Annotated in this window: 41 protein-coding genes; 40 read left to right on the top strand and 1 reads right to left on the bottom strand. The window is 51.2% G+C overall.

Going from position 1 to position 25,458, the window contains the following annotated elements:
• Window positions 1-89 precede the first annotated feature (89 nt).
• The 35 genes from tuf to rpsI all read left to right on the top strand — a co-directional run bounded on the left by tuf (window position 90) and on the right by rpsI (window position 18,818).
• Window positions 90-1,280 carry an elongation factor Tu gene (gene tuf, locus HOP44_RS21930; protein ID WP_172257396.1) on the top strand — a complete coding sequence of 397 codons (1,191 nt, stop codon included), beginning with the start codon at window positions 90-92 and terminating at the stop codon, window positions 1,278-1,280.
• Between the two features lie 309 nt (window positions 1,281-1,589).
• Window positions 1,590-1,898, top strand: a complete 309-nt coding sequence (rpsJ, locus tag HOP44_RS21925; protein WP_172199121.1) for a 30S ribosomal protein S10 — start codon at window positions 1,590-1,592, stop codon at window positions 1,896-1,898.
• Between the two features lie 39 nt (window positions 1,899-1,937).
• Complete coding sequence (gene rplC, locus HOP44_RS21920; protein ID WP_172199124.1) at window positions 1,938-2,561, top strand: 50S ribosomal protein L3; 624 nt, start codon at window positions 1,938-1,940, stop codon at window positions 2,559-2,561.
• 30 nt (window positions 2,562-2,591) lie between these two features.
• Window positions 2,592-3,215 carry a 50S ribosomal protein L4 gene (rplD, locus tag HOP44_RS21915; RefSeq protein ID WP_172199127.1) on the top strand — a complete coding sequence of 208 codons (624 nt, stop codon included), beginning with the start codon at window positions 2,592-2,594 and terminating at the stop codon, window positions 3,213-3,215.
• Window positions 3,215-3,508 carry a 50S ribosomal protein L23 gene (gene rplW / locus HOP44_RS21910; RefSeq protein ID WP_172257394.1) on the top strand — a complete coding sequence of 98 codons (294 nt, stop codon included), beginning with the start codon at window positions 3,215-3,217 and terminating at the stop codon, window positions 3,506-3,508. Before rplD ends, rplW begins: the two co-directional genes overlap by 1 nt.
• A 14-nt stretch (window positions 3,509-3,522) precedes the next feature.
• A complete protein-coding gene (gene rplB, locus HOP44_RS21905) occupies window positions 3,523-4,353 on the top strand; it encodes a 50S ribosomal protein L2 (RefSeq protein WP_172199130.1) in 831 nt (276 codons plus the stop codon).
• A 70-nt stretch (window positions 4,354-4,423) separates the two neighbouring features.
• Entirely contained in the window at window positions 4,424-4,702 is a 279-nt protein-coding gene (gene rpsS / locus HOP44_RS21900) for a 30S ribosomal protein S19 (RefSeq protein ID WP_141447287.1), read from the top strand.
• Window positions 4,703-4,741: 39 nt separating this feature from the next.
• Window positions 4,742-5,074, top strand: a complete 333-nt coding sequence (gene rplV / locus HOP44_RS21895; protein ID WP_141447286.1) for a 50S ribosomal protein L22 — start codon at window positions 4,742-4,744, stop codon at window positions 5,072-5,074.
• A gap of 12 nt (window positions 5,075-5,086) precedes the next feature.
• The gene (rpsC, locus tag HOP44_RS21890; RefSeq protein ID WP_141447285.1) at window positions 5,087-5,752 is read left to right on the top strand and encodes a 30S ribosomal protein S3; all 666 of its coding nucleotides are present in this window, start codon (window positions 5,087-5,089) and stop codon (window positions 5,750-5,752) included.
• Between the two features lie 2 nt (window positions 5,753-5,754).
• Entirely contained in the window at window positions 5,755-6,189 is a 435-nt protein-coding gene (gene rplP, locus HOP44_RS21885) for a 50S ribosomal protein L16 (RefSeq protein WP_141447284.1), read from the top strand.
• Window positions 6,179-6,379 carry a 50S ribosomal protein L29 gene (gene rpmC, locus HOP44_RS21880; protein WP_018978360.1) on the top strand — a complete coding sequence of 67 codons (201 nt, stop codon included), beginning with the start codon at window positions 6,179-6,181 and terminating at the stop codon, window positions 6,377-6,379. The genes rplP and rpmC overlap by 11 nt, the downstream gene beginning before the upstream one ends.
• 51 nt (window positions 6,380-6,430) lie before the next feature.
• Entirely contained in the window at window positions 6,431-6,697 is a 267-nt protein-coding gene (gene rpsQ / locus HOP44_RS21875) for a 30S ribosomal protein S17 (protein ID WP_172199136.1), read from the top strand.
• Window positions 6,698-6,732: 35 nt separating this feature from the next.
• Window positions 6,733-7,101: a 50S ribosomal protein L14 gene (gene rplN / locus HOP44_RS21870; RefSeq protein WP_018978358.1), complete on the top strand. Its 369-nt coding sequence runs from the start codon at window positions 6,733-6,735 to the stop codon at window positions 7,099-7,101.
• Between the two features lie 58 nt (window positions 7,102-7,159).
• Complete coding sequence (gene rplX, locus HOP44_RS21865; protein WP_172199139.1) at window positions 7,160-7,516, top strand: 50S ribosomal protein L24; 357 nt, start codon at window positions 7,160-7,162, stop codon at window positions 7,514-7,516.
• A 32-nt stretch (window positions 7,517-7,548) separates the two neighbouring features.
• On the top strand, window positions 7,549-8,091 hold the full coding sequence (gene rplE, locus HOP44_RS21860; protein ID WP_172199142.1) for a 50S ribosomal protein L5: 543 nt from the start codon (window positions 7,549-7,551) through the stop codon (window positions 8,089-8,091).
• Window positions 8,092-8,163: 72 nt separating this feature from the next.
• Complete coding sequence (locus HOP44_RS21855) at window positions 8,164-8,349, top strand: type Z 30S ribosomal protein S14 (RefSeq protein ID WP_037291562.1); 186 nt, start codon at window positions 8,164-8,166, stop codon at window positions 8,347-8,349.
• Between the two features lie 33 nt (window positions 8,350-8,382).
• On the top strand, window positions 8,383-8,781 hold the full coding sequence (gene rpsH, locus HOP44_RS21850) for a 30S ribosomal protein S8 (protein ID WP_141447280.1): 399 nt from the start codon (window positions 8,383-8,385) through the stop codon (window positions 8,779-8,781).
• A gap of 31 nt (window positions 8,782-8,812) precedes the next feature.
• On the top strand, window positions 8,813-9,355 hold the full coding sequence (gene rplF, locus HOP44_RS21845; RefSeq protein WP_141447279.1) for a 50S ribosomal protein L6: 543 nt from the start codon (window positions 8,813-8,815) through the stop codon (window positions 9,353-9,355).
• Window positions 9,356-9,435: 80 nt separating this feature from the next.
• Window positions 9,436-9,804 carry a 50S ribosomal protein L18 gene (rplR, locus tag HOP44_RS21840; protein ID WP_141447278.1) on the top strand — a complete coding sequence of 123 codons (369 nt, stop codon included), beginning with the start codon at window positions 9,436-9,438 and terminating at the stop codon, window positions 9,802-9,804.
• Between the two features lie 23 nt (window positions 9,805-9,827).
• Window positions 9,828-10,328, top strand: a complete 501-nt coding sequence (gene rpsE / locus HOP44_RS21835; protein WP_037291553.1) for a 30S ribosomal protein S5 — start codon at window positions 9,828-9,830, stop codon at window positions 10,326-10,328.
• 13 nt (window positions 10,329-10,341) lie between these two features.
• Window positions 10,342-10,527, top strand: coding sequence for a 50S ribosomal protein L30 (rpmD, locus tag HOP44_RS21830; protein ID WP_172199145.1), 186 nt, complete (start codon window positions 10,342-10,344; stop codon window positions 10,525-10,527).
• A 57-nt stretch (window positions 10,528-10,584) separates the two neighbouring features.
• Window positions 10,585-11,025 carry a 50S ribosomal protein L15 gene (rplO, locus tag HOP44_RS21825; RefSeq protein ID WP_037291547.1) on the top strand — a complete coding sequence of 147 codons (441 nt, stop codon included), beginning with the start codon at window positions 10,585-10,587 and terminating at the stop codon, window positions 11,023-11,025.
• The gene (gene secY / locus HOP44_RS21820; protein WP_172257392.1) at window positions 11,025-12,323 is read left to right on the top strand and encodes a preprotein translocase subunit SecY; all 1,299 of its coding nucleotides are present in this window, start codon (window positions 11,025-11,027) and stop codon (window positions 12,321-12,323) included. Before rplO ends, secY begins: the two co-directional genes overlap by 1 nt.
• Window positions 12,324-12,412: 89 nt before the next feature.
• On the top strand, window positions 12,413-13,057 hold the full coding sequence (locus HOP44_RS21815) for an adenylate kinase (RefSeq protein ID WP_141447275.1): 645 nt from the start codon (window positions 12,413-12,415) through the stop codon (window positions 13,055-13,057).
• A gap of 5 nt (window positions 13,058-13,062) precedes the next feature.
• Complete coding sequence (gene map, locus HOP44_RS21810; protein WP_172257390.1) at window positions 13,063-13,815, top strand: type I methionyl aminopeptidase; 753 nt, start codon at window positions 13,063-13,065, stop codon at window positions 13,813-13,815.
• Between the two features lie 9 nt (window positions 13,816-13,824).
• The gene (locus HOP44_RS21805) at window positions 13,825-14,133 is read left to right on the top strand and encodes a KOW domain-containing RNA-binding protein (RefSeq protein ID WP_172257388.1); all 309 of its coding nucleotides are present in this window, start codon (window positions 13,825-13,827) and stop codon (window positions 14,131-14,133) included.
• 2 nt (window positions 14,134-14,135) lie between these two features.
• The gene (gene infA / locus HOP44_RS21800) at window positions 14,136-14,351 is read left to right on the top strand and encodes a translation initiation factor IF-1 (protein WP_018978345.1); all 216 of its coding nucleotides are present in this window, start codon (window positions 14,136-14,138) and stop codon (window positions 14,349-14,351) included.
• Between the two features lie 108 nt (window positions 14,352-14,459).
• Window positions 14,460-14,573 carry a 50S ribosomal protein L36 gene (rpmJ, locus tag HOP44_RS21795; RefSeq protein WP_037291536.1) on the top strand — a complete coding sequence of 38 codons (114 nt, stop codon included), beginning with the start codon at window positions 14,460-14,462 and terminating at the stop codon, window positions 14,571-14,573.
• Between the two features lie 21 nt (window positions 14,574-14,594).
• Window positions 14,595-14,963 (top strand): 30S ribosomal protein S13, encoded by a 369-nt coding sequence (gene rpsM, locus HOP44_RS21790; RefSeq protein ID WP_141447272.1) that lies wholly within the window; start codon window positions 14,595-14,597, stop codon window positions 14,961-14,963.
• Window positions 14,964-14,982: 19 nt separating this feature from the next.
• Window positions 14,983-15,378 carry a 30S ribosomal protein S11 gene (rpsK, locus tag HOP44_RS21785; protein ID WP_037291530.1) on the top strand — a complete coding sequence of 132 codons (396 nt, stop codon included), beginning with the start codon at window positions 14,983-14,985 and terminating at the stop codon, window positions 15,376-15,378.
• Between the two features lie 70 nt (window positions 15,379-15,448).
• Entirely contained in the window at window positions 15,449-16,393 is a 945-nt protein-coding gene (locus HOP44_RS21780; protein ID WP_172199163.1) for a DNA-directed RNA polymerase subunit alpha, read from the top strand.
• A 34-nt stretch (window positions 16,394-16,427) separates the two neighbouring features.
• A complete protein-coding gene (gene rplQ / locus HOP44_RS21775; protein WP_018978341.1) occupies window positions 16,428-16,793 on the top strand; it encodes a 50S ribosomal protein L17 in 366 nt (121 codons plus the stop codon).
• A gap of 132 nt (window positions 16,794-16,925) precedes the next feature.
• Entirely contained in the window at window positions 16,926-17,711 is a 786-nt protein-coding gene (gene truA, locus HOP44_RS21770) for a tRNA pseudouridine(38-40) synthase TruA (RefSeq protein ID WP_172257386.1), read from the top strand.
• Window positions 17,712-17,968: 257 nt separating this feature from the next.
• Window positions 17,969-18,406, top strand: a complete 438-nt coding sequence (gene rplM, locus HOP44_RS21765; RefSeq protein WP_172199169.1) for a 50S ribosomal protein L13 — start codon at window positions 17,969-17,971, stop codon at window positions 18,404-18,406.
• A gap of 19 nt (window positions 18,407-18,425) precedes the next feature.
• Window positions 18,426-18,818 (top strand): 30S ribosomal protein S9, encoded by a 393-nt coding sequence (gene rpsI / locus HOP44_RS21760; RefSeq protein WP_172257384.1) that lies wholly within the window; start codon window positions 18,426-18,428, stop codon window positions 18,816-18,818.
• Between the two features lie 166 nt (window positions 18,819-18,984).
• Here rpsI and HOP44_RS21755 read toward each other — a convergent pair whose 3' ends face one another.
• On the bottom strand, window positions 18,985-20,646 hold the full coding sequence (locus HOP44_RS21755; protein WP_172257382.1) for a methyl-accepting chemotaxis protein: 1,662 nt from the start codon (window positions 20,644-20,646) through the stop codon (window positions 18,985-18,987).
• Window positions 20,647-20,925: 279 nt separating this feature from the next.
• Between HOP44_RS21755 and HOP44_RS21750 the strand changes: the two genes are divergently transcribed.
• From HOP44_RS21750 to HOP44_RS21730, 5 genes are all read left to right on the top strand, one after another.
• On the top strand, window positions 20,926-21,618 hold the full coding sequence (locus tag HOP44_RS21750; protein WP_172257380.1) for a phosphoadenylyl-sulfate reductase: 693 nt from the start codon (window positions 20,926-20,928) through the stop codon (window positions 21,616-21,618).
• Between the two features lie 54 nt (window positions 21,619-21,672).
• Complete coding sequence (gene sat / locus HOP44_RS21745; RefSeq protein WP_172257378.1) at window positions 21,673-22,836, top strand: sulfate adenylyltransferase; 1,164 nt, start codon at window positions 21,673-21,675, stop codon at window positions 22,834-22,836.
• Between the two features lie 115 nt (window positions 22,837-22,951).
• Entirely contained in the window at window positions 22,952-24,079 is a 1,128-nt protein-coding gene (locus HOP44_RS21740) for an Mrp/NBP35 family ATP-binding protein (protein ID WP_172257376.1), read from the top strand.
• Between the two features lie 49 nt (window positions 24,080-24,128).
• The gene (locus tag HOP44_RS21735; protein WP_172257374.1) at window positions 24,129-24,749 is read left to right on the top strand and encodes a stage II sporulation protein M; all 621 of its coding nucleotides are present in this window, start codon (window positions 24,129-24,131) and stop codon (window positions 24,747-24,749) included.
• Window positions 24,750-24,861: 112 nt separating this feature from the next.
• Window positions 24,862-25,089 (top strand): hypothetical protein, encoded by a 228-nt coding sequence (locus HOP44_RS21730; protein WP_172199182.1) that lies wholly within the window; start codon window positions 24,862-24,864, stop codon window positions 25,087-25,089.
• Window positions 25,090-25,458 lie beyond the last annotated feature (369 nt).

Genomic DNA, 25,458 nt, shown 5'->3' with positions numbered 1-25,458 from the left:
CCGCCGGTCGACGGACTCTTTCGGGAATTCGTCTTCCGGATTCAGTTTAACCCAAATAATCTTTCTACATTAAGGAGGAACTGTTTCAAATGGCAAAAGCTAAATTTGAACGTAATAAGCCGCACGTCAATATCGGTACTATCGGTCACGTCGACCATGGTAAAACGACTCTGACTGCCGCAATCACGACTGTACTGTCCAAAACCTACGGCGGTGCCGCTGTAGCCTTCGACCAAATTGACAAGGCTCCGGAAGAAAGAGAACGTGGTATCACGATCTCGACGGCTCACGTTGAATACGAAACTCCAGCTCGTCACTACGCACACGTAGACTGCCCAGGACACGCCGACTATGTTAAAAACATGATCACCGGCGCTGCCCAAATGGACGGAGCGATCCTGGTTGTATCCGCAGCTGACGGCCCTATGCCGCAAACTCGCGAACACATCCTTCTCTCCCGTCAAGTAGGCGTTCCTTACATCGTCGTATTCCTGAACAAATGCGACATGGTTGAAGACGAAGAGCTGTTGGAACTGGTTGAAATGGAAGTACGTGACCTGTTGAGCGAATATGACTTCCCAGGCGACGACACTCCAATCATCCAAGGTTCCGCTCGTGAAGCGCTGCAAAACCCTGATGGCGAATGGGCTCAGAAGATCGTTGAAATGTTCAACATCATCGACGAGTACATCCCGACTCCAGAGCGCGACACTGAGAAGCCTTTCCTGATGCCAGTCGAGGACGTGTTCTCGATCACTGGCCGTGGTACGGTAGCAACAGGCCGTATCGAACGCGGTACAGTTAAGATCGGCGACGAAATCGAAATCGTTGGTATTGCTGAAGAATCCAAAAAATCGGTTGTTACGGGCGTAGAAATGTTCCGTAAACTGATGGATTCCGCTCAAGCCGGCGACAACATTGGCGCCCTGCTGCGCGGTGTAGACCGTCAGCAAATCGAGCGTGGACAAGTTCTGTCGAAACCAGGTTCGGTTAAACCGCACACTGAGTTCACAGCTCAAATCTACGTTCTGACTAAAGAAGAAGGTGGCCGTCACAAGCCTTTCTTCACAGGATACCGTCCTCAGTTCTACTTCCGTACAACTGACGTAACGGGCATCATCAACCTGCCAGAAGGTACGGAAATGGTAATGCCGGGCGACAACATCACAGTTACGGTTTCCCTGATCGCTCCGATCGCTATCGAAGAAGGAACTAAGTTCTCCATTCGTGAAGGCGGCCGTACAGTAGGCGCCGGTGCCGTAGCAACAATCCAAAAATAATACGGTGAAAAACCGTTTATAAAGCAACAGTGTACTGGAACGAGCAACATTGTACTGTAAACGAAAGCGCGAAAGCGGGGCGATTATCCCGGTGTCGGGATAATCGCTCCGCTTTATTTTTGTGTAATTTTAAAAAAGTATTGCATTGTCGCGACTTCTTTTATATAATAATGAATGTTGTTCTGCGACGTTGCGATGATGCGAGAGGTTACCGACACACCCGGCTCCTTTGCCATAGTAAGTGTGAGCGGAAAATTTTCGCGGAGTATGTCCGATACCAAATTGGGCGATAGAAGGAGGGAATTTGAAATGGCAAAGCAAAAAATCCGTATCCGTTTGAAAGCATATGATCACAGAGTTCTGGATCAATCTGCAGAAAAAATTGTTGAAACAGCAAAACGTTCGGGTGCCGGTGTTTCCGGACCGATCCCGCTGCCAACTGAAAAACAAATCATTACCGTTCTTCGTGCGGTGCACAAGTACAAGGATTCGCGTGAACAGTTCGAACAGCGCACACACAAGCGTCTGATCGACATCGTGAACCCAACTCCACAAACCGTGGACGCTTTGATGCGTCTGGACCTGCCGTCCGGTGTGGATATCGAAATCAAACTGTAAGACTCCTGAATAAGGACATAAATGAAAAGAGGTGTCAACATGACTGGTATCTTAGGGAAAAAACTGGGTATGACCCAAGTGTTCACCGCTGAAGGTAACGTCGTTCCGGTAACGGTTATCGAAGCAGGCCCATGTGTGGTTCTGCAGAAGAAAGACCTGGAAAATGACGGTTATGAAGCGGTACAAATCGGTTTCGCGGACAAGAAAGCTAGCCGTTCCAACAAACCGGAGGCAGGCCACGCCAAAAAGGCTGATACTGCACCTAAGCGCTACATTCGCGAACTTCGCGGTGTTGACCTCGGAAGTTACGAGGTTGGACAAGTGCTTAAAGCGGACGTGTTTGCCGAAGGGCAATTCGTTGACGTAAGCGGCGTATCCAAAGGTAAAGGTTTTGCCGGCGTTATCAAACGTTGGGGACAAAGCCGCGGACCAATGGCGCACGGCTCGCGTTACCACCGCAGACCGGGTTCGATGGGTTCCATCCAGGCTAACCGTGTACCGAAAGGCAAACGCCTGCCAGGACACATGGGCCATGACTCGATCACTGTTCAAAACCTCGAAATCGTAAGAGTCGATACGGAACGCAACGTACTGCTGGTTAAAGGCTCCATTCCGGGTCCTAAAAACGGCTTCGTAAAAGTTCGTGCATCGATCAAGAAATAATAAACCTTTAGAAGAAAGGAGGAACATGAAATGCCTAAAGTAGCAGTCTACAATATCGAAGGCAGCCAGGTCGGCGAGATCGAACTGAGCGATTCGGTATTCGGTATTAACCCTAACGGACACGTGCTTCACCAAGCGGTTGTGATGCAGCAAGCATCGCTGCGCTCCGGTACGCACAAAGTCAAAGGACGTTCGGAAGTTCGTGGCGGCGGTCGTAAACCTTGGAAACAAAAAGGTACAGGACGCGCTCGTCAAGGCTCTATCCGTTCTCCACAGTGGAGAGGCGGCGGTATCGTCTTCGGACCGACTCCGCGCAGCTACTCCTACAAACTGCCTAAAAAAGTTCGTCGTCTGGCGATCAAATCGGCACTGTCTTCGAAAGTGATCGCGAACGAAATCATCGTTCTGGATACACTGAACCTGAGTTCGCCGAAGACAAAAGAATTCGCGGGAATCCTGAGCAAATTGAACGTAGACCGTAAAGCCCTCGTAGTGGCTCCGGAATACGACAACAATGTAGCTTTGTCCGCACGTAACATCCCGGGCGTGAAATTCGTCCAGGCTGATGGCATCAATGTTCTTGACGTTCTTGTGCATGATAAACTTATCATCACTAAGGACGCAGTTCAAAAGGTAGAGGAGGTATTCGCATAATGAAAGATCCTCGCGACCTTATCAAACGTCCGATCATCACGGAACGTACGGCTGAAGCAATGAGCCAGTCTAAATATGTGTTTGAAGTTCAAATGAACGCAAACAAAACGGAAGTGAAAAAAGCGGTAGAATCGATCTTCGGCGTGAAAGTGTCGAAAGTCAACGTTCTGCGTGTTCCGGCTAAGCCGAAACGCTACGGCCGTCACTCCGGTTATACGAGCGAATGGAAAAAAGCGATCGTAACGCTGACTCCTGACAGCAAATCGCTCGAATTCTTTGAATCTGCAGAGTAAGGAGGGAAACTAACGTGCCAATCAAAAAGTACAAACCTACATCCCCGGCTCGACGCGCGATGAGCGTATCGACTTTCGAAGAATTGACAACGAATCAGCCGGAGAAATCGTTGCTCGCGCCGCTCTTCAAAAAAGCGGGTCGCAACAACCAAGGTAAAATTACGGTTCGCCATCACGGCGGCGGACACAAACGTAAATACCGGATCATCGACTTCAAACGTACCAAGGACGGAATTCCTGGTCACGTTGCTACAATCGAGTACGATCCAAACCGGACTTCGAACATCGCACTGATCAACTATGCGGACGGCGAGAAACGCTACATCATCGCGCCTAAAGGTCTGAAAGTCGGCGATACGATCTACTCCGGCCCTGAAGCCGACATCAAGATCGGTAACGCACTCCCACTGGAAAACATTCCGGTAGGTACAGTTATCCACAACATCGAGCTTAAACCTGGCAAAGGCGGCCAAATGGTCCGCGCAGCCGGCACAGAAGCTCAGCTGCTGGGTAAAGAAGAGCGTTACGTATCGATCCGCCTGTCTTCGGGCGAAGTTCGTCGCGTTCTGAAAGTTTGCCGCGCTACAATCGGTTCGGTAGGCAACCAGGATCACGAGCTCGTGAAGATCGGTAAAGCAGGACGTAACCGCTGGTTGGGCAACCGCCCTCAAGTCCGCGGCGTAGTCATGAACCCTAACGATCACCCACACGGTGGTGGTGAAGGTCGCGCTCCAATCGGACGGAAATCCCCGCTGTCGCCATGGGGCAAACCGACGCTTGGTTACAAAACACGCAAGAAAAACAAATCTTCGGATCAATACATCATCCGTCGCCGCACGAAGTAATGCGCTTATCCCGCATTGCTTCGCCGGCTAGGATTATGGAACAAGCCAGCTGAAGGGAGGACTACAATCGATGACACGCAGTCTCAAAAAAGGCCCTTTCATTGACGGATACCTGCTCAAAAAGGTAGAAGTACTGAACGAAGCCAGCAAAAAGGCCGTTATCAAAACTTGGTCCCGACGCTCTACGATCTTCCCACAATTCATCGGACACACTTTCGCCGTTTATGACGGACGCAAGCACGTGCCGGTATACGTGACGGAAGACATGGTCGGACACAAACTGGGTGAGTTCGCGCCGACGCGCACTTACAAAGGCCACACCGACGACGACAAGAAAACAAGACGCTAAAACGGACATCATTAAAGTCCGAAGGGAGGTTATGATAGCATGGAAGCACAAGCGCATTTGAAATATTCCCGCATTTCTCCACGTAAAGCGCAACTGGTCGCTGACCTGATTCGCGGCAAACACGTGGGTGAAGCTATCGCAATTCTGCGCCACACTCCGAAAGCGGCATCCCCGCTCATGGAGAAGCTGCTGAACTCGGCGATTGCCAACGCAGAACATAATCATTCGCTGGACGTCAGCAAATTGGTTATCTCGCAAGTTTACGTCAACCAAGGACCGACTCTGAAACGTTTCCGCCCTCGGGCAATGGGACGCGCAAGCCGGATCAATAAACGCACCAGCCATATCACTTTGGCTGTATCCGAAAAGTAAGGAGGGACAACTGTGGGACAAAAAGTAAATCCGGTCGGACTCCGCGTAGGGATCATCCGTGACTGGGAATCCAAATGGTACGCCGGTAAAGACTTCGGCACACTGCTGATGGAAGACGTGAGAATTCGCGAATACCTGAAAGCTAAACTTAAAGAATCCGCTGTCTCCAAGATCGAGATCGAAAGAGCGGCTAACCGCGTAAACGTGACGATCCACACTGCTAAACCGGGTATGGTAATCGGACGTGGCGGCGCAGAAGTTGAAGTACTGCGCGGAGAGATCACTAAGATCTCGAACGGCAAAAAAGTACACATCAACATTGCGGAAATCAAGAACCAAGAACTCGACGCTATTCTGGTTGCAGAAAGCATCGCACAACAGCTGGAACGTCGCGTATCGTTCCGCCGTGCTTTGAAACAATCGATGCAACGTACAATGCGTTCGGGCGCTAAAGGAATCAAAACTGCGGTTAGCGGACGTCTCGGCGGCGCGGAAATCGCTCGTTCGGAAGGCTACAGCGAAGGAACTGTTCCACTTCATACCCTGCGTGCCGACATCGATTACGGTACAGCTGAAGCGCACACGACTTATGGTCGTATCGGCGTTAAAGTATGGATCTATCGTGGAGAGATTCTTCCGCCAGCTAAGAAACAAGCTGCTCAGGAAGGAGGCAACTAATCATGTTGGTACCTAAACGTGTAAAACACCGTAAACAGCAACGCGGCAGTCTGGCCGGGCGTGCTAAAGGCGGTACTGAATTGAACTTCGGCGAATTCGGCCTGCAGGCGACTGAACCTTCTTGGATCACGAACCGTCAGATCGAAGCTGCTCGTATCGCCATGACCCGTTACATCAAACGGGGCGGTAAAGTCTGGATTAAGATTTTCCCTGACAAGCCGATTACTCAAAAGCCTCTCGAGGTTCGGATGGGTAGCGGTAAAGGTAACGTTGAGAAATGGGTAGCGGTTGTAAAACCGGGCAAGATCATGTTCGAACTTGCTGGCGTATCCGAAGAAATCGCTCGTGAAGCGATGCGTCTTGCTTCTCACAAACTGCCTGTCAAAACCAAGTTTGTGAAACGTGAAGAAGTGGGTGGTGAAGCAAATGAAGGCTAAGGAACTGCGTGACCTGACTACTGCCGAAATCGAACAGAAGGTCTCCGGATTTAAAGAAGAACTCTTTAATCTGCGCTTTCAGCTCGCTACCGGTCAGCTCGATAACCCGACTCGCATCAGCGTTGTCCGCAAGGAAATCGCTCGTGCCAAAACGGTTCTGCGTCAAAGAGAACTCGGGATCACTTCGTAATTCTTTTTAACCCTCCGGGTATAGACCCGTTATTCAGGAAGGAGGCTAACCATGACCGAACAACGCAACTCGCGTAAAGTGTTGGTGGGTAAAGTCGTAAGCGACAAAATGGACAAGACGATCGTCGTTGTTGTAGAAACTTACAAAAAACACGAACTCTATCATAAACGTATCAAATCGACTAAGAAGTTCAAAGCGCATGATGAGAACAACGAAGCTAAAATCGGCGATACGGTAAGAATCGTTGAAACGCGTCCGTTGTCGAAAGACAAGCGCTGGAGACTGGCTGCAATCACTGAAAAAGCAATCATCATCTAATGAACGATAAGCTCGTCCGAAAGGAGGAAATATAAATGATTCAACCATTTACACGTTTGGCTGTAGCCGATAACTCCGGTGCGAAGGAACTGATGTGTATCCGCGTCCTCGGCGGTACGGGACGTCGTACGGCTAACATCGGCGACCTGATCGTTTGCTCGGTAAAACAAGCAACACCAGGAGGCGTTGTCAAAAAAGGCGACGTAGTTAAAGCGGTAGTTGTTCGCACGAAGCGTTCGGTACGTCGTAAAGACGGATCGTACATCGCATTCGACGAAAACGCAGCAGTTGTGGTAAAAGACGATCGCGGCCCGCGCGGCACGCGTATCTTCGGACCAGTAGCCCGTGAACTTCGTGACAAGGACTTCATGAAAATCGTTTCCTTGGCCCCGGAAGTTATCTAATATAATGCACGATTTTCTTAGCGGCCTGCCGGCCGGTAAGTCATAGGAGGTGTACCTGATGGCAAGAGTTAAAAAAGTTCTGGAATCCCATAACAACAAACTTCACGTGAAAAAAGACGATGTCGTTATCGTGATCAGCGGTAAAGACAAAGGCAAAAAAGCGCGTGTAATCGCCGCTTATCCTCGTGAAAACCGCGTGTTGGTCGAAGGCGTGAACATGGTGAAGAAACACCAGAAGCCAAGCCAAACGAACCCGCAAGGCGGAATCGTGGAACAAGAAGCTTCGATCCACGTATCGAACGTGATGCACGTTGATCCTAAAGACGGTGGCAAAGTAACCCGCGTAGGTTACAAGACACTGGATAACGGTAAAAAAGTGCGCGTTGCGAAACGGTCCGGAGAAATCATCGAATAATATCATTTTTATGGAAAGGAGGTTCATCTTTCATGGTAACAAGACTGAAAGAACGTTATTTGAACGAAAGCACTCCTGCTCTCATGCAGAAGTTCAACTACACAACGGTAATGCAGGTTCCTAAGCTGGAGAAAGTTGTCATCAACATGGGTGTCGGCGAGGCCGTATCCAACTCCAAGATCCTTGACACTGCCGTAGCTGAACTTGAGCAGATCGCAGGTCAAAAGCCTGTAATCACTCGTGCCAAAAAATCGATCGCAGGTTTCAAACTGCGTGAAGATATGCCGATCGGAACAAAAGTTACACTGCGCGGCGAGCGCATGTACCAGTTCCTCGACAAATTGTTCAACGTTGCGCTTCCACGCGTACGTGACTTCCAAGGTGTATCCAACAAAGCCTTCGACGGCCGCGGTAACTACACACTGGGTCTGAAAGAACAGTTGATTTTCCCTGAAATCCAATACGATCAAGTGGACAAAGTCCGCGGTATGGATATCGTCATCGTAACTACGGCGAAAACGGACGAAGAAGGCCGCGAGCTGCTCGCAGGTCTCGGAATGCCTTTCGCAAAATAATATCGGCCAGTATCTAGGGCCATGATCCATGACCCTGTTCTTCCGAAACTATCCAGGAGGTGTCAGGCTAAAGTGGCAAAAACTTCGATGAAAGTTAAACAGCAACGTACACCTAAATTCAAAGTGCGTGCTTACACGCGCTGCGAACGTTGCGGTCGTCCACACTCGGTGTTACAAAAGTTCAAGATCTGCCGTATTTGCTTCCGCGAATTGGCTCATAAAGGCCAGATTCCTGGCGTTAAAAAAGCAAGCTGGTAATTACCGCATAACAAGGAAGGAGGTTCACATATTATGACTATGTCCGATCCGATTGCAGATATGCTGACACGCATTCGCAATGCGAACGTGGTACGTCACGAGAAAGTCGAAATGCCGGCTTCCGCGATGAAAAAGCAAATTGCCGAGATCCTCAAACGCGAAGGTTTTATCCGCGACGCGGAATTCGTACAGGATAACAAACAAGGCATGATTCGTATTTTCCTGAAATACGGTCAAAACAACGAACGCGTCATTACTGGTCTGAAAAGAATCAGTAAGCCTGGTCTGCGCGTGTACACGAAGAGCAACGAAGTTCCTCGCGTACTGGGCGGCCTGGGTATCGCGATTATCTCCACATCTAAGGGAGTTATGACCGACAAAGAAGCTCGTCAAGCGAAAGCTGGCGGCGAAGTAATCTGCTACGTTTGGTAATTACGTCAGAACACAAGGAGGTGCAACACATATGTCGCGTATTGGTCGCAAACCAATCGAAGTACCGGGCGGCGTTGAAGTAACGCTGAACAACACGGCGATTACGGTCAAAGGTCCTAAAGGTACTCTCACTCGTGAACTTCATAGAGATATGAAAGTAACGGTGGAAGCCAACACAATTACGGTAGAACGTCCTTCCGACAACAAAGAGCACCGTTCCCTTCACGGAACGACCCGCAGCGTTGTCAGCAACATGGTAAGTGGTGTAACGGAAGGATTCTCCAAGTCGCTTGAACTGGTCGGGGTCGGATACCGTGCCAGCAAGTCCGGAGAGAAGATCGTCCTGAACGTAGGCTACTCCCACCCGGTTGAAATCACGCCGGAATCGGGAATCGAGTTCGAAGTTCCTTCGAACACGAAAATCATCGTTCGCGGAATTGACAAAGAGCGCGTAGGCGCTTATGCTGCTCAAATCCGTAAAGTACGTGAGCCTGAGCCGTATAAAGGCAAAGGTATCAAGTACGAAGGCGAACGCATCATCCGTAAAGAAGGTAAAGCCGGCAAGAAGAAATAAGCCGACGCCTTTCGAAATACCCTTAGCTTGTTCATGTGAAGCTGCTTAAATAAGCAGATCGGGAAGGAGTGAAAGTACTCATGATTACCAAAGGTGATAAAAATAAAGCTCGCTTGAAAAGACACTTGCGTGTACGCAAGAAAATTCAAGGTACGGTTGAGCGCCCTCGTCTGAACGTATACCGTTCGGAAAAACACATCTATGCCCAACTGATCGACGACGTGAACGGTGTAACCATCGTTTCTGCATCGACTATGGACAAAGAGCTGAAGAGCGAAATCACAAACGGCGGCAACGTTGAAGCTGCTGCTAAGGTTGGCACACTGGTTGCAAACCGTGCCAAGGAAAAAGGTCATGCCGTTGTCGTCTTCGACCGCGGAGGATACCTCTACCATGGACGGATTCAAGCACTGGCCGACGCAGCCCGCGAAGCCGGACTGGAATTCTAAAACGAAAAAAGGAGGTTAACCACTTGCGTGTAGATATGAGCACTGTAGGAGAACTGACGGAACGCGTTGTACACATCAACCGCGTTGCTAAAGTTGTAAAGGGCGGTCGCCGTTTCAGCTTTAGTGCACTGGTTGTCGTAGGCGACGGCCAAGGCAACGTTGGAGCAGGAATTGGCAAAGCCGGAGAAGTTCCGGATGCGATCCGTAAAGGTATCGAAGATGCCAAGAAAAACCTGATTCACGTTCCTCTCGTCGGAACAACAATTACTCACCTGGTCACAGGTAAATTCGGAGCGGGCAGCGTACTGCTGAAACCAGCATCCGAAGGTACCGGCGTCATCGCTGGCGGTCCTGTACGTGCAGTACTGGAACTGGCAGGCGTAGGCGACATCTTGACAAAATCCCTGGGTTCTTCGAACTCCATGAACATGGTCAACGCGACTTTGGAAGGATTGTCCCGTTTGAAGCGTGCCGAAGATGTGGCAAAGCTTCGCGGAAAATCCGTCGAAGAACTGAGAGGCTAAGGAGGGAACAACAATGGCTAAATTGGAAATTACCCTCGTACGCAGCCTGATCGGACGTCCGAAAAACCAACGCGCGACCGTTAACACGCTGGGACTGCGTAAAATGCATCAAGTCGTCGTTCAAAACGACAACGCCGCGATGCGTGGTATGGTTAACCAAGTCAAGCACTTGGTTTCCGTAAAAGAAATCGAAGCTTAATTCCATCGCTCCGCAAGGAGCGAATCAATAGAATGAATCAAGGAGGTGCAACGAACGATGAAGTTACATGAGCTTTCTCCTGCTCCAGGTTCCACAAAAGAGCGGAAACGCATCGGTCGCGGTACGAGTAGCGGTACGGGTAAAACAGCCGGACGCGGTCACAAAGGCCAAAACTCCCGTTCCGGCGGTGGTGTTCGTCCAGGTTTCGAAGGCGGTCAGAACCCACTGTATCGTCGTTTGCCGAAACGCGGATTTGTTAATCCGACCCGTAAAGAATATGCCATCGTGAACATCGAAGAACTGAACAACTTTGCAGAAAATACCGAAGTCACTCCTGAGCTGCTGAAGGAACAAGGTATCGTTAAAGATACCAAGAGCGGTATCAAGATCCTCGGCAATGGCGATGTGACGGTGAAGTTGACTGTCAAAGCAAACAAGTTCTCTCAATCTGCGGTGGAGAAAATCGAGGCTGCCGGCGGTAAAACCGAGGTGATCTAATGTTCAACACCCTGAAGAATATATGGCGGGTCGACGACCTCCGTAAACGTCTCCTGTTTACGCTGATGGTTCTGGTGATCTACCGTATCGGTACGTTCATCCCGGTTCCGGGAGTAAACACGGACGTGCTTCAGTCGGCTAACGAAGCCGGCAGCCAGTTGATGGGACTGCTTAACACCTTCTCCGGAGGGGCGCTCATGCAGTTCTCGATCTTTGCGCTCAGCATCTACCCGTACGTTACGGCATCGATCATCGTACAGCTGCTGTCGATGGATGTCATTCCGAAATTCACCGAGTGGTCTAAACAAGGTGAACACGGGAAGAAAAAGCTAGCGCAGATTACTCGATACGGCACCATAGTTCTGGGTTTGGTTCAGGCGTTCGCCACAGCAATCGGCTTCAACCGCATTTATAATGCGGAAATGATTCCGAATGCTACGACCGTCGATTATATTCTGATTGCGATTGTCCTGACTGCGGGTACATCCCTCCTGATGTGGATGGGTGAACAGATCACGGAAAAGGGCATTGGCAACGGGATTTCGATTCTCATTTTTGCCGGGATTGTCGCAAACATTCCAGGTTACATCTCGACAACGGCTCAATCCGATTTCATTGTGGACGGTCAAACGTTCCTTAACGTAATGAAAACCGTGATTATCGCTCTCGTCTTGATCCTGATCATTGTCGGTGTTATCTTTATTCAGCAGGGGATCCGGAAAGTTCCGGTCCAATATGCGAAGCGGGTAGTCGGCAATAAAATGTACGGCGGTCAAAACACTCACATTCCGTTGAAAGTTAACGCTGCGGGTGTCATTCCGGTCATCTTCGCCGTATCCCTGCTGCAGTTCCCGGTTATCCTTGCAAACTTCTGGGCAGGCTATGCCTGGGCAGAGTGGGTGCAAGCAAACCTGAACTACAGTCAGCCGCTTGGCATGGTCCTCTATGCGGTCATGATCATCGGCTTCACGTTCTTCTACACCTTCGTGCAGATCAATCCGCAGCAGATGGCGGAGAACATGAAGAAAAACGGCGGATATATCCCTGGGGTTCGCCCGGGTAAAGCAACCGAGAAGTACATCACTCGCGTGATGTCGCGTCTCACCGTTACCGGTGCGGTATTCCTCACAGTCATTTCTCTGCTGCCGATCGCGTTCGGTTCGCTCTCCGGTCTTCCCCAATCGGTTCAAATCGGCGGCACTTCGCTGCTGATCGTTGTCGGGGTTGCGCTGGATACGATGAAAACGATCGAAAGCCAACTGATTAAACGGCATTATAAAGGTTTTATCAATAAATAGCTCAGGTTCCGGACGGGTCCGACTCCATGCGCTCGCCCGGCGCCTTTTGTGCGGTTAGGCATGGGTAAGACGTAAGGAGTGGACATGACGTGAACATTCTATTCATGGGGCCTCCCGGGGCAGGTAAAGGAACACAGGCGCAGGTCATTGTCGATGCATTTGGGCTTCCACACATTTCGACAGGCGATGCATTTCGTCTGGCGATCAAAGAAGGAACTCCGATTGGTGTCAAAGCCAAAGAATACATCGACCAGGGACTGCTCGTACCGGATGACGTAACGAACGGTATCGTCCGCGAACGGCTGAGCCAGCCGGATTGCGAAAAAGGTTTCTTGCTCGACGGATTTCCGAGAACTCTGCTGCAGGCCGAAGCTTTGGATACACTTTTGCTCGAGTCTGGCCGTAAGCTTGATCATGTTATCAACCTGAATGTCGATCCGGAGAAGCTTCTTGTCCGGATTACGGGTCGTCGGATCTGCAGAACTTGCGGAACGACTTATCATGTGATCTTCAACCCGCCAAAGCAGGAAGGCGTGTGTGACAAAGACGGCGGTGAGCTTTACCAACGTCCGGATGACAATGAAGAGAGCGTACGCACGCGGCTTGAGGAATATGCAAGCAAAACGGCGCCTCTGATCGATTACTATGCAAACAAAGGCTTGCTGCGGCAGATCGACGGAGACCAGGAGATCGGTACGGTATCGGAAGGTATCCTATCCGTACTGCGAGGTTAACTGTAATGATCATTTGCAAGTCCGAAACGGAGCTCGGCTTTATGAGAGAAGCGGGACGGATTGTGGCTGAGACTCACCGTGTGTTGGCAAAAGCGATCAAGCCGGGCGTTACGACGGCCGAACTTGATGCGCTGGCCGACACAACCATCCGCAGCCAGGATGCGGTGCCGTCTTTCAAGGGCTATAATGGTTTTCCGGCCAGCATATGTGCGTCGGTCAACGACCAGCTGGTTCACGGATTCCCCAGCGAGCGCAAGCTTCGGGAAGGCGATATCGTCACCCTCGATATCGGCGCGCAGTACCGCGGTTATCACGGCGATTCCGCCTGGACCTACCCGGTAGGGCGAATTTCCGATCAAGCCCAGCGGCTGCTGGACGTTACGGAAGGCTCCCTGTACGCAGGACTGGCGCTTATTAAGCCGGATGTGCGTCTGTTTACCATTTCGCATGCGATTCAGCGATACATCGAAGCATCCGGAATGTCGGTTGTTCGCGAATTCTCGGGTCACGGCATCGGCCGGAACCTGCATGAAGAACCGAATATACCGAACTACGGCATCGAAGGTCGCGGTCCCCAACTGAAACCCGGTATGGTGCTGGCTATCGAACCGATGGTCAACCTCGGCGGAAGACAAGTTCGGACGCTCGAGGATCAATGGACAGTCGTGACGGTCGACGGCTCGCTGTGTGCTCATTTCGAGCATACGGTGGCGGTCACCTCGAACGGATTGGAAATTTTCACAAAATTGAGCGCGTAGGTGATAAACTTGAAAAAGGAACATCCCCTGCAGATCGGTCAACTCGTGAAGATCCGGAAAGGCCGCGATGCGGGGCAGGCGGCGGTGGTTGTAAGGCTGGACGAAGAACAAGGGATTTGGATTGCGGACGGATACAAACGCAAGTTTGACCGCCCGAAGAAAAAAAACCGGCTTCATCTCGAGCCCCAGGCCACGATCAGCAGCGAAGTCGTAAACAGTTTGCAGGAGAGCGGCAGGGTTACGAATGCGAAGCTGCGTCATGCAGTTAACGTATTTCTGGAATCCGACGCACACAATGTTAAGCAGAAAGGAGAATGATTATGGCCAAGGAAGATGTCATTGAAATCGAAGGCGTGGTTATCGAACCACTGCCGAATGCGATGTTCAAGGTGGAACTCGAGAACGGTCATCAAATTCTCGCTCACGTTTCCGGAAAGCTGCGCATGCACTTTATCCGTATTCTGACGGGAGATAAAGTGGTCGTACAGTTATCGCCTTACGATCTGACTCGCGGCCGTATCACTTACCGTAAATAAGGATACGTCGCTTTTTGGATATACAACGTTCTGGTGCAGGGAACGCTTCCGGTCAGGCCGGCACGTTCCGGCACGATCAAACCGAATGCTTTTGAGGAGGTAATAATCATGAAGGTTAGACCGTCGGTCAAACCAATGTGCGAGAAATGCAAAGTCATTCGTCGCAAAGGGAATGTCATGGTAATCTGCGAAAATCCGAAACACAAACAAAAACAAGGATAAATTAGAAGGGGGTGTAGCGTAATGGCTCGTATTGCTGGTGTGGATTTACCACGTGACAAACGCGTTGAGATCGCCTTGACTTATATTTTTGGAATCGGTAGAACGACTTCCCAAAAACTCCTGAGCCAAACAGGAATCAGCTCCGAGACTCGTGTTCGCGATCTGACTGAGGATGAGGTAGGCAAGCTGCGTGAAGCGATTGACGCTGATGTAAAAGTAGAGGGCGATCTTCGCCGCGAAGTTTCTCTGAACATCAAACGTTTGATCGAGATCGGTTCTTACCGCGGTATCCGTCATCGTCGTGGGTTGCCCGTTCGTGGACAACGTACGAAGACGAATGCCCGTACTCGTAAAGGCCCTCGTCGTACCGTAGCGAACAAGAAGAAGTAAGAAAGGGGGATAACTGACAATGGCTAAACCGAAAAAAGTCGTACGTACGAAACGTCGCGACCGTAAAAATATCGAATCCGGCGTGGCACACATTCGTTCCACGTTTAACAATACGATTGTCACGATTACGGATCCGCACGGAAACGCGATCTCCTGGGCAAGCTCCGGCGGTCTCGGTTTCAGAGGTTCCCGTAAATCGACTCCATTCGCTGCTCAGCTCGCTGCCGAAACAGCTGCTAAAGCTGCAATGGAGCACGGCCTGAAAACCGTTGAAGTTATGGTTAAAGGTCCTGGCGCAGGCCGGGAAGCGGCTATCCGCTCCCTGCAAGCTACGGGTCTGGAAATCAACCTGATCAAGGACGTAACACCGGTTCCTCACAACGGATGCCGTCCTCCTAAGCGTCGCCGCGTATAGTATTCATAAGCATTGTGCATTCAGTATGCTTGGTTTCACGGAAGCGACGTTTTGAAGGAGGGGTATTGTAGTGATAGAAATCGAAAAGCCGAAAATCGAGACCGTCGAGATCAACGACGGAGGCACGTACGGTAAGTTTGTCGTTGAGCCTCTGGAACGTGGATACGGTACGACGCTTGGAAACTCGCTTCGTCGCATCCTGCTGTCGTCGCTTCCCGGCGCAGCGGTCAATTCGGTTCAAATCGACGGCGTTTTGCACGAGTTCTCGACGATCCCCGGCGTTACGGAAGACGTAACGGAAATCATTCTGAATCTGAAGGCTTTGTCGCTGAAGATTCATTCCGATGAAGAAAAGGTACTGGAAATCGACGCGGAAGGCGAAGGCCTGGTAACGGCTGGAGACATCCGCGCCGATAGTGATGTGGAGATCCTGAATCCGGATCTTCATATCGCCACTCTGGCACCGGGATCGAGATTGCATGTGCGCATCTTCGCAGGCCGCGGCCGCGGATATGTTCAATCCGTCAAAAACAAACGTGACGATCAGCCGATCGGTGTGATTCCGATCGATTCGATCTACACCCCGATTTCCCGCGTGAACTACGCGGTTGAAAATACGCGGGTCGGACAAGTCACAAACTACGACAAGCTTACTTTGGAAGTCTGGACCGATGGCAGCATTCGTCCAGAAGAAGCAGTAAGCCTTGGCGCCAAAATTTTGACCGAGCACGTGCTGCTCTTCGTAGGTCTGACCGACGAAGCCCGCGACGCGGAGATCATGGTCGAAAAAGAAGAAGACAAAAAAGAGAAGGTATTGGAAATGACGATCGAAGAACTCGATCTTTCCGTACGCTCTTACAACTGTCTGAAACGTGCCGGTATCAATACGGTACAAGAGCTGACCACGAAATCGGAAGAAGACATGATGAAAGTCCGCAACCTGGGCCGCAAGTCTTTGGAAGAAGTTCAAGAGAAGCTCGAAGAGCTGGGCCTCGGTCTTCGTCAAGAAGACTAAGAACGAAGAGCATGATGTAGAAGGAGGGAAAACAATGGCATACCAAAAGTTGGGACGTAACTCCAGCGCTCGTAAAGCACTGCTTCGCGACCTGGTAACCGACCTGTTCCTGTACGAGCGCATCGAAACAACGGAAGCGAAAGCAAAAGAAGCTCGCTCCGTTGCCGAGAAACTGATTACCCTTTCCAAACGCGGAGACCTGCATGCACGCCGTCAAGTGGCTGCATACGTTCGTCGCGAAACGATCGACGGTGAACAGGATGCAATCCAAAAACTGTTCGCAGATCTGGCACCGCGCTACGCGGACCGTCCGGGCGGATACACGCGTATCCTTAAACTGGGACCACGCCGCGGAGACGCAGCGCCTATGGTTTACCTGGAACTGGTTGACCGCGCCTAGTTAGCAGCCGGTTAAACCGTTTATGGCAGGGGTAACCCTGCCTGCGGGATTCCGAGAAACGTATGCCGCCTGTCCAAGGCGGCAGAGCCGTTTCTTTTTTTTTGAACTTCGAAGAGATATGGAGGCGATTCCTTGCGCAATTTGTGCATGACCGTCGCCTACGACGGCACGAATTACAATGGATTTCAGACGCAGCCGATCGGGAGCACCGTTCAGGACGAGCTGGAAGCATCTATCTTGTCTCTGACGGGCGACAAGCCCAAGATCATTGCTTCGGGCCGTACGGACGCCGGTGTGCATGCCTATGCCCAAGTATTCAACTTTCATACGACTTCGCAGATCCCCGCGGATCGCTGGCCGCTCGCGCTTAATGCCCGACTGCCGCAGGATATCGTCGTGACCCGCTCTTGGGAAGTTTCGCCGGAATTCAATTCCCGCCATGCGGCTAAGCGCAAAACGTATCGCTATACGATTAACGCCAACCGTCATCCGGACGTATTCCAGCGGCATATGCAGTTTCATCATCCGGCTCCCCGGCTTGATATCGGGGCAATGGAAGAAGCGCTGCAGCATCTGGTAGGCACGTACGACTTCACGTCGTTCGCCTCCACGCAATCCCAGAAAACGGATCACGTACGGACGCTGCTCGAAGCGCATATCGAGGTGGATGTCAGCACCTGCCGGCCGGGAACGGTCGACCAGGGATTCATTCATATTTTCCTGACCGGTACCGGGTTTTTGCAGCATATGGTTCGCATTATTACGGGGACGCTGCTTCAAGTGGGGGAAGGCAAGCGTAAACCCGATGAAATGAAAAACATTTTGCTGGCTTGCGACCGTGCGGCGGCAGGACCGACCGCGGTGGGGAAAGGCCTCGCGCTGTGGAATGTCGATTACGGCGATCTGCTGCCCGAGTAGCCGAAAGTTCTTTTGAGAATCGTTTCAAAATCTATTGCAGTTTGAACAAGGATCATGTAGAATAAAAGTTGTGTTTTCTTGAAGGCTTCCCACGGCCCCCAATCAAGAAAAACGCGTAGAATCAACCGATTTAACTTTTACTATCCATGATCGCAAACATACATCGTTCCGGCAGCCCCGGATCTTAGCCCGGCGGCATGGAACGTTTTGACACCGAAAATGAATTTATTGCAAAGATTAGAAGGAGGAACTTATTCATGCGTACTACCTACATGGCTAAGCCGAGCGAAGTTGAGCGCAACTGGCATATCATCGACGCCGAAGGCAAAACGCTGGGCCGTCTGGCCAGCGAAGCGGCCGCCCTCATCCGCGGCAAGCACAAAGTCCAATTCACTCCACACGTTGACGGCGGCGATTTCGTTGTTGTAATCAATGTAGAGAAGATTCACCTGACAGGCAACAAACTGCAGGACAAGAAGTACTATCGTCACTCGATGCACCCGGGCGGTCTGAAAGTAACAAGCGCGGGCGAAATGATCAAAAACAAACCTGAACGGATCCTGGAACTCGCCGTAGCCGGCATGCTTCCTAAGACTCGTATGGGCGACAGAATGAAACTCAGACTCAAAGCGTATGCCGGAGCAGAGCATCCACATGCAGCCCAAAAACCGGAAGTTTACGAACTTCGCGGCTAAATAAAAGGAGGACCCTTTCATGGCAACTGTACAATACTATGGGACTGGTCGTCGTAAACATTCGGTAGCACGTGTTCGTCTCGTACCGGGTGAAGGACGCATCGTCATCAACAAACGTGAAATCGACGAATACTTCGGTCTGGAGACGCTCAAACTGATCGTCAACCAACCGCTGAACCTGACTGAAACGGTTGGCAAGTACGATGTAATCGTACTCGCACACGGCGGCGGCACTTCGGGCCAAGCCGGCGCGATCCGTCACGGTATCTCGCGTGCTCTGCTCAAAGCAGATCCTGAGCTGCGCGGTTCGCTGAAAAAAGCGGGCTTCCTGACTCGTGACCCACGTATGAAAGAACGCAAAAAGTACGGTCTCAAAGCCGCACGTCGCGCTCCACAGTTCTCGAAACGTTAAGAGATTTCTCTTATTACCAAAACAGCCTGCTTCCGATATCGGAGGCAGGCTGTTTTTTTGTTTTCCTGAGTGCTTACAATTCGAATTTGGCGATCGTTTTTTCAAGACTGGAGCTGCTCTGTTCGAGATGTTTGGTAGTGTCCGAGATCGCTTTGGAAGCTTCCCACTACTGGAGCGCCAACTGCTGCAGAGAGTCGCTGTAATCGGAAGCCGCTTTGGAAGTTCGGGAAATCTCCTGAATGGAAGAAGAGACTTCTTCGGAACCGGCGAGAATTTCTTCGGCAGAAGCCGAGAGTTCCTCCATGTGAAGAGCGATTTCGTTGAAACGGACGACGTTATGTTCAAACAACTGGCCGACCCGGGTCGAAAGCTCGCTGCTTTTCTTTATCTCGGCACTTTCTTCATTCATGCGTTCTCCGATCGTCGAGGTTTCCTGGCCGATCTTGGTCAGCAGCCCGGCAACATGGGAAGCGGAGGTCGAAGACAATCCGGCAAGCTTGCGAATCTCTCCGGCCACTATGGCGAACCCGGCTCCTTCTTCTCCGGCTCTGGCGGCTTCGATCGAAGCATTTAAGGCCAGAAGGTTAGTTTGGTCCGCGATGCTTGTGATAGCCTGCAGTACAGGTTCGATCTCTTTCATGTAATCGTGGAGCGTTTCGACGGAAGCTGTCGTATGTGCGACGAGCTGCGACATTTCCGTAATTTGCCGCTGCAGGCTGTCCATCGAAGTTTTGCCCTGCACGGCAGCTTCCAGCACTTCCGCAGAAACGGAGGACACATTGGCTGAAGAATGCGTGACACGTTCGATAGCGGAAGTGATTTCCTGCATCGAGCGGGCAGACTCTTCGGCACCTGCGTATTGACTGCGCGCTTCCAGAGTCAAAGTGCCGGCGGATTCATTCAGCTGATGGTTCATATGCAGCAGCAGATTCGCCTCCGACGTAAAACGCTGCGAAGATTGAACAAGGGTCTGTGTCGTATGCTGCATATCGTGCATCACATCGCCAAGTGTCACCCCAAGCCGGGCGCTCATTTTGACCATGGCTTCATAGGTTTGGCCGATTTCGTCTTTGGAAGGTTTGCCTACAGCGCTTAATACCTGATTGGCTCGTCCGATTTCTCCGTCGGCTATCGCCTGCGCTCCCTGCACGATGAAGCTCAGAGGCCGCAGCGCCCGGTAAAGGAACCAAGCAATGACAGCAAAAACGATCAACGTTAAAGTCCCCATCAGCAGATAGAACAAAAAGCTGCTGTCGATAAACTGTTTGGAGATTTGATTGGCCACGGCCACGTCGGTGTCGATTCCCAAAATACCGATCATGGTGCCGCTGGCATTGCGCAAAGGAACATAGGAAGAGATGTAGCTTCCGTAGTCGGGATGAACGAGGATGCCGGTTTTGGCCGCATTTCCTTTGAGCAGCTCTACGATCGCTTCATCGGGAATATCCGTGACTTCCCCGATCGGCGAAGCGGTCTGCGAATCCGCGGGCTGTCCGTCGATAATCAGAATAGGCTGCTTGTTGGAATCGATACTGACCGTATATACATACATAGCCCCGATTTCCGTTCGATACCGGTCGAGTTTTTCACGCAGCTGCCAATACTGCTCGTTCTCCTGGGTGTCGGATAAATAGTCTTCATATTCCTTTACGTCGAACTGGGTAACAAACGCCTCGGCCATTTTCAGATTAAAGCTGCTGATCGTGTACTCGCTCGCTTTTTTGACGTTCTCATTTTGCATGTAGACGAATACCGAGAACAGCACCGCCAGTACAAGAAGAATGACCAACGCCAGCTTGAAGGCAAGTTTTTTAGTGATAATTGACATGAGTTCCACCTCTCTGATTTCTCTGTGTTCATTGTACTATGGCTGTATTTATTTAATAGGGGACCAAAAGTTTTTTTCATTTTGAAATAAAGAATTGATTGTTGCCGCGTAAAGTTTTATACTTATAAATAATTCAGATTAGAATAGTTGGTTTTATCCGTTAAAGTGCTGATTTGCCTGTATAAGTACTTCCTGCCCGGCTTCCTTCTTCCTATCCGCTGCCGCACGGGCGTTTCAATCCTTATTCAATTTGCCATTCAGAGATGGAGGGTTTTTAAGATGAACTTATTGGAAAAAGAAGAATTCGCGCGTGTAAAAGCCGAAGAGCTGGAACAGCTGAGCGCGGAAGAAGTAATCCGTTTCGCCGCGCAGCAGTATACAAGTTTGACGTTTGCCTGCAGCTTTGGAGCGGAAGATGTAGTAATTGTCGATATGCTGCAGCATATTAGTCCCTCTACGGATATTTTCTATCTGGATACGGACTTTCACTTCCAAGAAACCTATGAGACGAGAGACCGCATGGCAGACCGCTACGGTCTGGAGTTTGTCCGGGTCTCTCCGCTGCTGACGCCTGGGGAACAAGCTGTGAAGCATGCTCCCGAGCTGTGGACGTCCGATCCGAACCTCTGCTGCAATATCCGCAAGGTAGAACCGCTGACCCGCAATCTGTCACGTTACGAGGCCTGGATTACCGGAATCCGCCGCGATCAGGCTCCAACCCGGGCCAATTCCAAAAAGGTCGAGTACGACTACAAGTTCGGTCTGATGAAGTTCAATCCGCTCGCGGACTGGACCAGCGAAGACGTCTGGAAATATATCCGTGACAACGATGTGATCTATAACCCGCTGCACGACCGCAATTTCCCAAGCATCGGCTGCGAGCAGTGCACCCGCCAGGTTATGCCCGGCGAAGATCCGCGTGCAGGACGCTGGGCCGGCAACGACAAGACGGAATGCGGATTGCATAAGTAAGGCATAAGACCGGATTCAGTACTCTACCATTCGATAAAGGAGCGACTCCCCATTATGACTGCCATCAAGCCGCACGGCGGCACGTTGATCAACCGTCTCGCCGAAGGTGCGGAACGCGATACTCTTTTGGAAGAAGCGAAAAGCCTGCGTCAAATCCCGATTAATACGTGGGTGCTGTCCGACCTCGATCTGATCGCGGTAGGGGCCTTTTCCCCATTGACCGGATTCCTGAATGAAGAAGATTACCAAAGCGTGGTCCGGCGGATGAGATTGGCGGATGGCACGGTATGGAGTATTCCGATCACACTGCCGCTCGAAGGGGCGGACGCTGCGCTTCAGGGAGAACGAGTAGCGTTGATTGGCGAGAATGACGGTATCGTCTATGCCATCTTGGAGGTGGAGAGCGTCTACACGATCGATCGCCAGCAGGAAGCGGTCAATGTATTCAAGACGGACGATCCCGAGCATCCGGGCGTGAAAAAGCTCTTTGAGCGTCCGGTAGAGCGGATCGGCGGATCGGTACGTGTGCTCAATCGTCCGCAGCCGGAACGGTTTAATGAGTTTTACTTTGACCCTTCGGAGACGCGGCGTCTGTTTGCGGAAAAAGGCTGGAAATCGGTTGTAGGCTTCCAGACCCGCAATCCGGTACACCGCGCGCACGAGTATATCCAAAAGTCGGCGCTTGAGACGGTAGATGCGCTGTTCCTGAATCCGCTTGTGGGCGAGACCAAATCGGACGACGTGCCCGCCGACATCCGGATGCGCAGTTATCTGGTTCTGCTGGAAAATTATTATCCGTCTGCGCGGACGTTTCTGGGCGTCTTCCCCGCGGCCATGCGATATGCGGGACCCCGGGAAGCCATTTTCCATGCGATTGTCCGTAAAAACTATGGCTGCACCCACTTTATCGTCGGACGCGACCATGCGGGAGTCGGCGATTACTACGGCACCTATGAGGCACAGGAGATCTTCTCGAACTTCGAACCGGAGGAACTGGAGATCACACCGCTCTTTTTCGAACACAGTTTCTTTTGCACGCACTGCGGGAATATGGCGACAAGCAAAACCTGCCCGCATGGGAAGGAAAAGCATTTGACCCTGTCGGGGACCAAAGTGCGCGCCCTGCTGCGTAACGGGGAATGCCCGCCGCCGGAGTTCACCCGTCCCGAAGTGGCGCAGGTGCTGATTGAAGGCATGCGGGAACGGGCAGTGAAATAGGCGGCACCCATTTTGAACACCGGATCGTTTTCCTTGCGGGGAAGCGGTCCGGTGTTTTCGTTTCATGTATAATAAGAACAGATTTCCTTTACGGGTAAAAGAGAGGATGAACAGGATGGTAACAAGAGAAGAAGTTGTGGAAGCGCTTGAAGCGGTCATGGATCCGGTCTACCGTGTACGATTATCCGACCTGCGATTGATTCGCGACGTCGTGATTCGGGAAGGGCGGGTATCGCTGAGCGTGGTATGCCTGGATAGCGAAGAAGAGAACCGTCAGGGGATCGAGACGCAGATTCGTTCCGTGCTGCAGTCGCTAGAAGTGGAAGAAGTCCATATCCGCTTCAAGGAAGCGACGGAGTTGGAAAAAGAGCGCAGCCGTGCCATCATCGAAGACAGCCGGATCGACCGGGACGAACAGGAAGAGGACGACGATCCGGTACTGGTCAAAGGCCATGCGGCGGGATTGGAAAACCTGCCTATTCTGAGCCCCGACTCTCCGACCGTCTTCATCTCTATCGCCAGCGGCAAAGGCGGAGTAGGCAAGTCGACAGTCGCCGTCAATCTGGCCGTGGCGCTCGCGCGTGCAGGCAGGAAGGTCGGTTTGATCGATGCGGACATTTACGGCTTCAGCGTTCCGGATATGATGGGCATCGAAGAAGGGCCGGAAGTCGTGGACGGACTGCTGCGGCCGGTCGAACGTTTTGGAGTCAAAGTAATCTCGATGGGCTTCTTTATCCGCGAAAACAACCCGGTTGTATGGCGCGGCCCTCTCCTGGGACGGATGCTGAGACAATTCTTTGAAGAAACCGAGTGGGGAGAGATCGATTACATGCTGCTGGATCTTCCTCCGGGAACAGGGGATATCGCGCTGGACGTCCATCAGATGCTGCCTCAGAGCAAACAGATCATCGTGACGACCCCTCACGGTACGGCGGCCTTTGTCGCGGCGAGAGCGGGCGCTATGGCGCTTCAGACCGGACACGAGATTTTGGGCGTTGTGGAAAATATGGCGTATTACGAGAAAAACGGAGAGCGGGACTATGTATTCGGCCGCGGGGGCGGGGGACGCCTTGCGGAGACCCTGCATACCGAGCTGCTGGCCCAGATTCCGCTCGGTGTACCGGACAACCATGTCTCGGAACCCGACTTCTCTCCTTCGGTCTATAAAAAAGAAACGGTAGCCGGAGGCATGTACGACGAAGTGGCGCAGGCGGTTATCCGAAAAACCGTAAAGTCGCAGTAAGTCAGATGCGCGCAGCAAAGGGTAACCGTCCAATAGGAGGAGGGAATGGATGAAGATTCTGTCGTTCAGGCGTTTTATCAAAGGTCTGGCAGAGAACAAAGGGTATATGCTGACGGCGTCCGCTTTGTTTGTTGTGGCGATCGTTTTGGGCACGCTCAATGCGGACGGACTGCAGCGTCTGCTGATGTCCCAGCTGGAAGGCCTGAGAGGAGTCGCAGGAACTCTCGAAGATTCGGAGCATGTAGAGCTGAGCTTTTTTACTTTTATATTTCTGAACAATGCGATCAAGTCTCTGCTTGTCATACTTCTGGGTGCTTTTTTCGGGCTGGTCCCGCTTGTATTCCTTCTTCTCAACGGAATGGTATTGGGTTTTGTCGTAGGACTCGCGAACGAGCAGGGACAGAACGTGATGGAACTGATCTTCCTGGGATTGCTTCCTCACGGGATCATCGAACTGCCGGCCATCGTGATTGCCTGCGCGTACGGACTCAAATTCGGCGGGTTGGTACTGGGCAGCCTGTTCAGCCTCGGAGCGGACAAAAGGGAAAGACTGGGCGCACGCTGGGAGCACGGAATGAGACAAATGCTGAACGCCGCCATTTGGATCGTTATCCTCTTATTCGCAGCTGCGATTATCGAAAGTACGCTTACGTACCACCTCCTTCGCTAGTTTTGTAAAGTTTTAAGGGGCGAAGAGTTATCCCTACTCCGTTTTGGGTTAAATCAAAGTTGAAATAGCAATTCAATTTTGAGAAAGACCGGAGGCGGAAGGAGGGACTGAAATGCTTGGCATGATGTTTAATGAAATGGAATGCAAAGAATACGCTTATGTGCTGCGCAAGGAGCTGGATGAGATGTTATTCGATCTTGGCGACAAGCGTTTGGATAAAAATATGCGTCAGGCGATCTCAAAACGATACCAGACGATTTTTCGGATGTACGCGAGAGTGGCCCCTGCCAAAGAGCTTTCCAAATATGCAAGAGATAAAAGACACGGCGGAGAAAGATAACCTTTCTGCAAGCACTTTTAAAGAAACGGAAAGCGGTCGGAACATTCCGAACCGCTTTTGCTGTGTAAGGACTATTGCGTATTCAAGACCCGGAAATCATTTTTCAAAAAGGTATTGACTTGCTATGTTGCTGTGTGATAAATTATTAAACGGCTCTTCGAGAGAAGATCATCACAGCAAACCGGCAAATGAGCACTTAAAAAGAATTCAAAAAAAGTGCTTGACGAACCGCTTGCCACTGTGATAGGATATAAAAGTCGCCGCTGAGAAACACGGCGCTGAACGAAAGAAGCCGAATAACCGAGTTTGTTCCTTGAAAACTGAACAGTAAGTGAGTCGCGACGATGAAGATCGTCGTGAGAACGGATC

This window comes from Saccharibacillus deserti (assembly GCF_013618475.1).
Lineage (GTDB): Bacteria > Bacillota > Bacilli > Paenibacillales > Paenibacillaceae > Saccharibacillus > Saccharibacillus deserti.
This window is presented reverse-complemented; position numbering and strand designations above follow the sequence as displayed.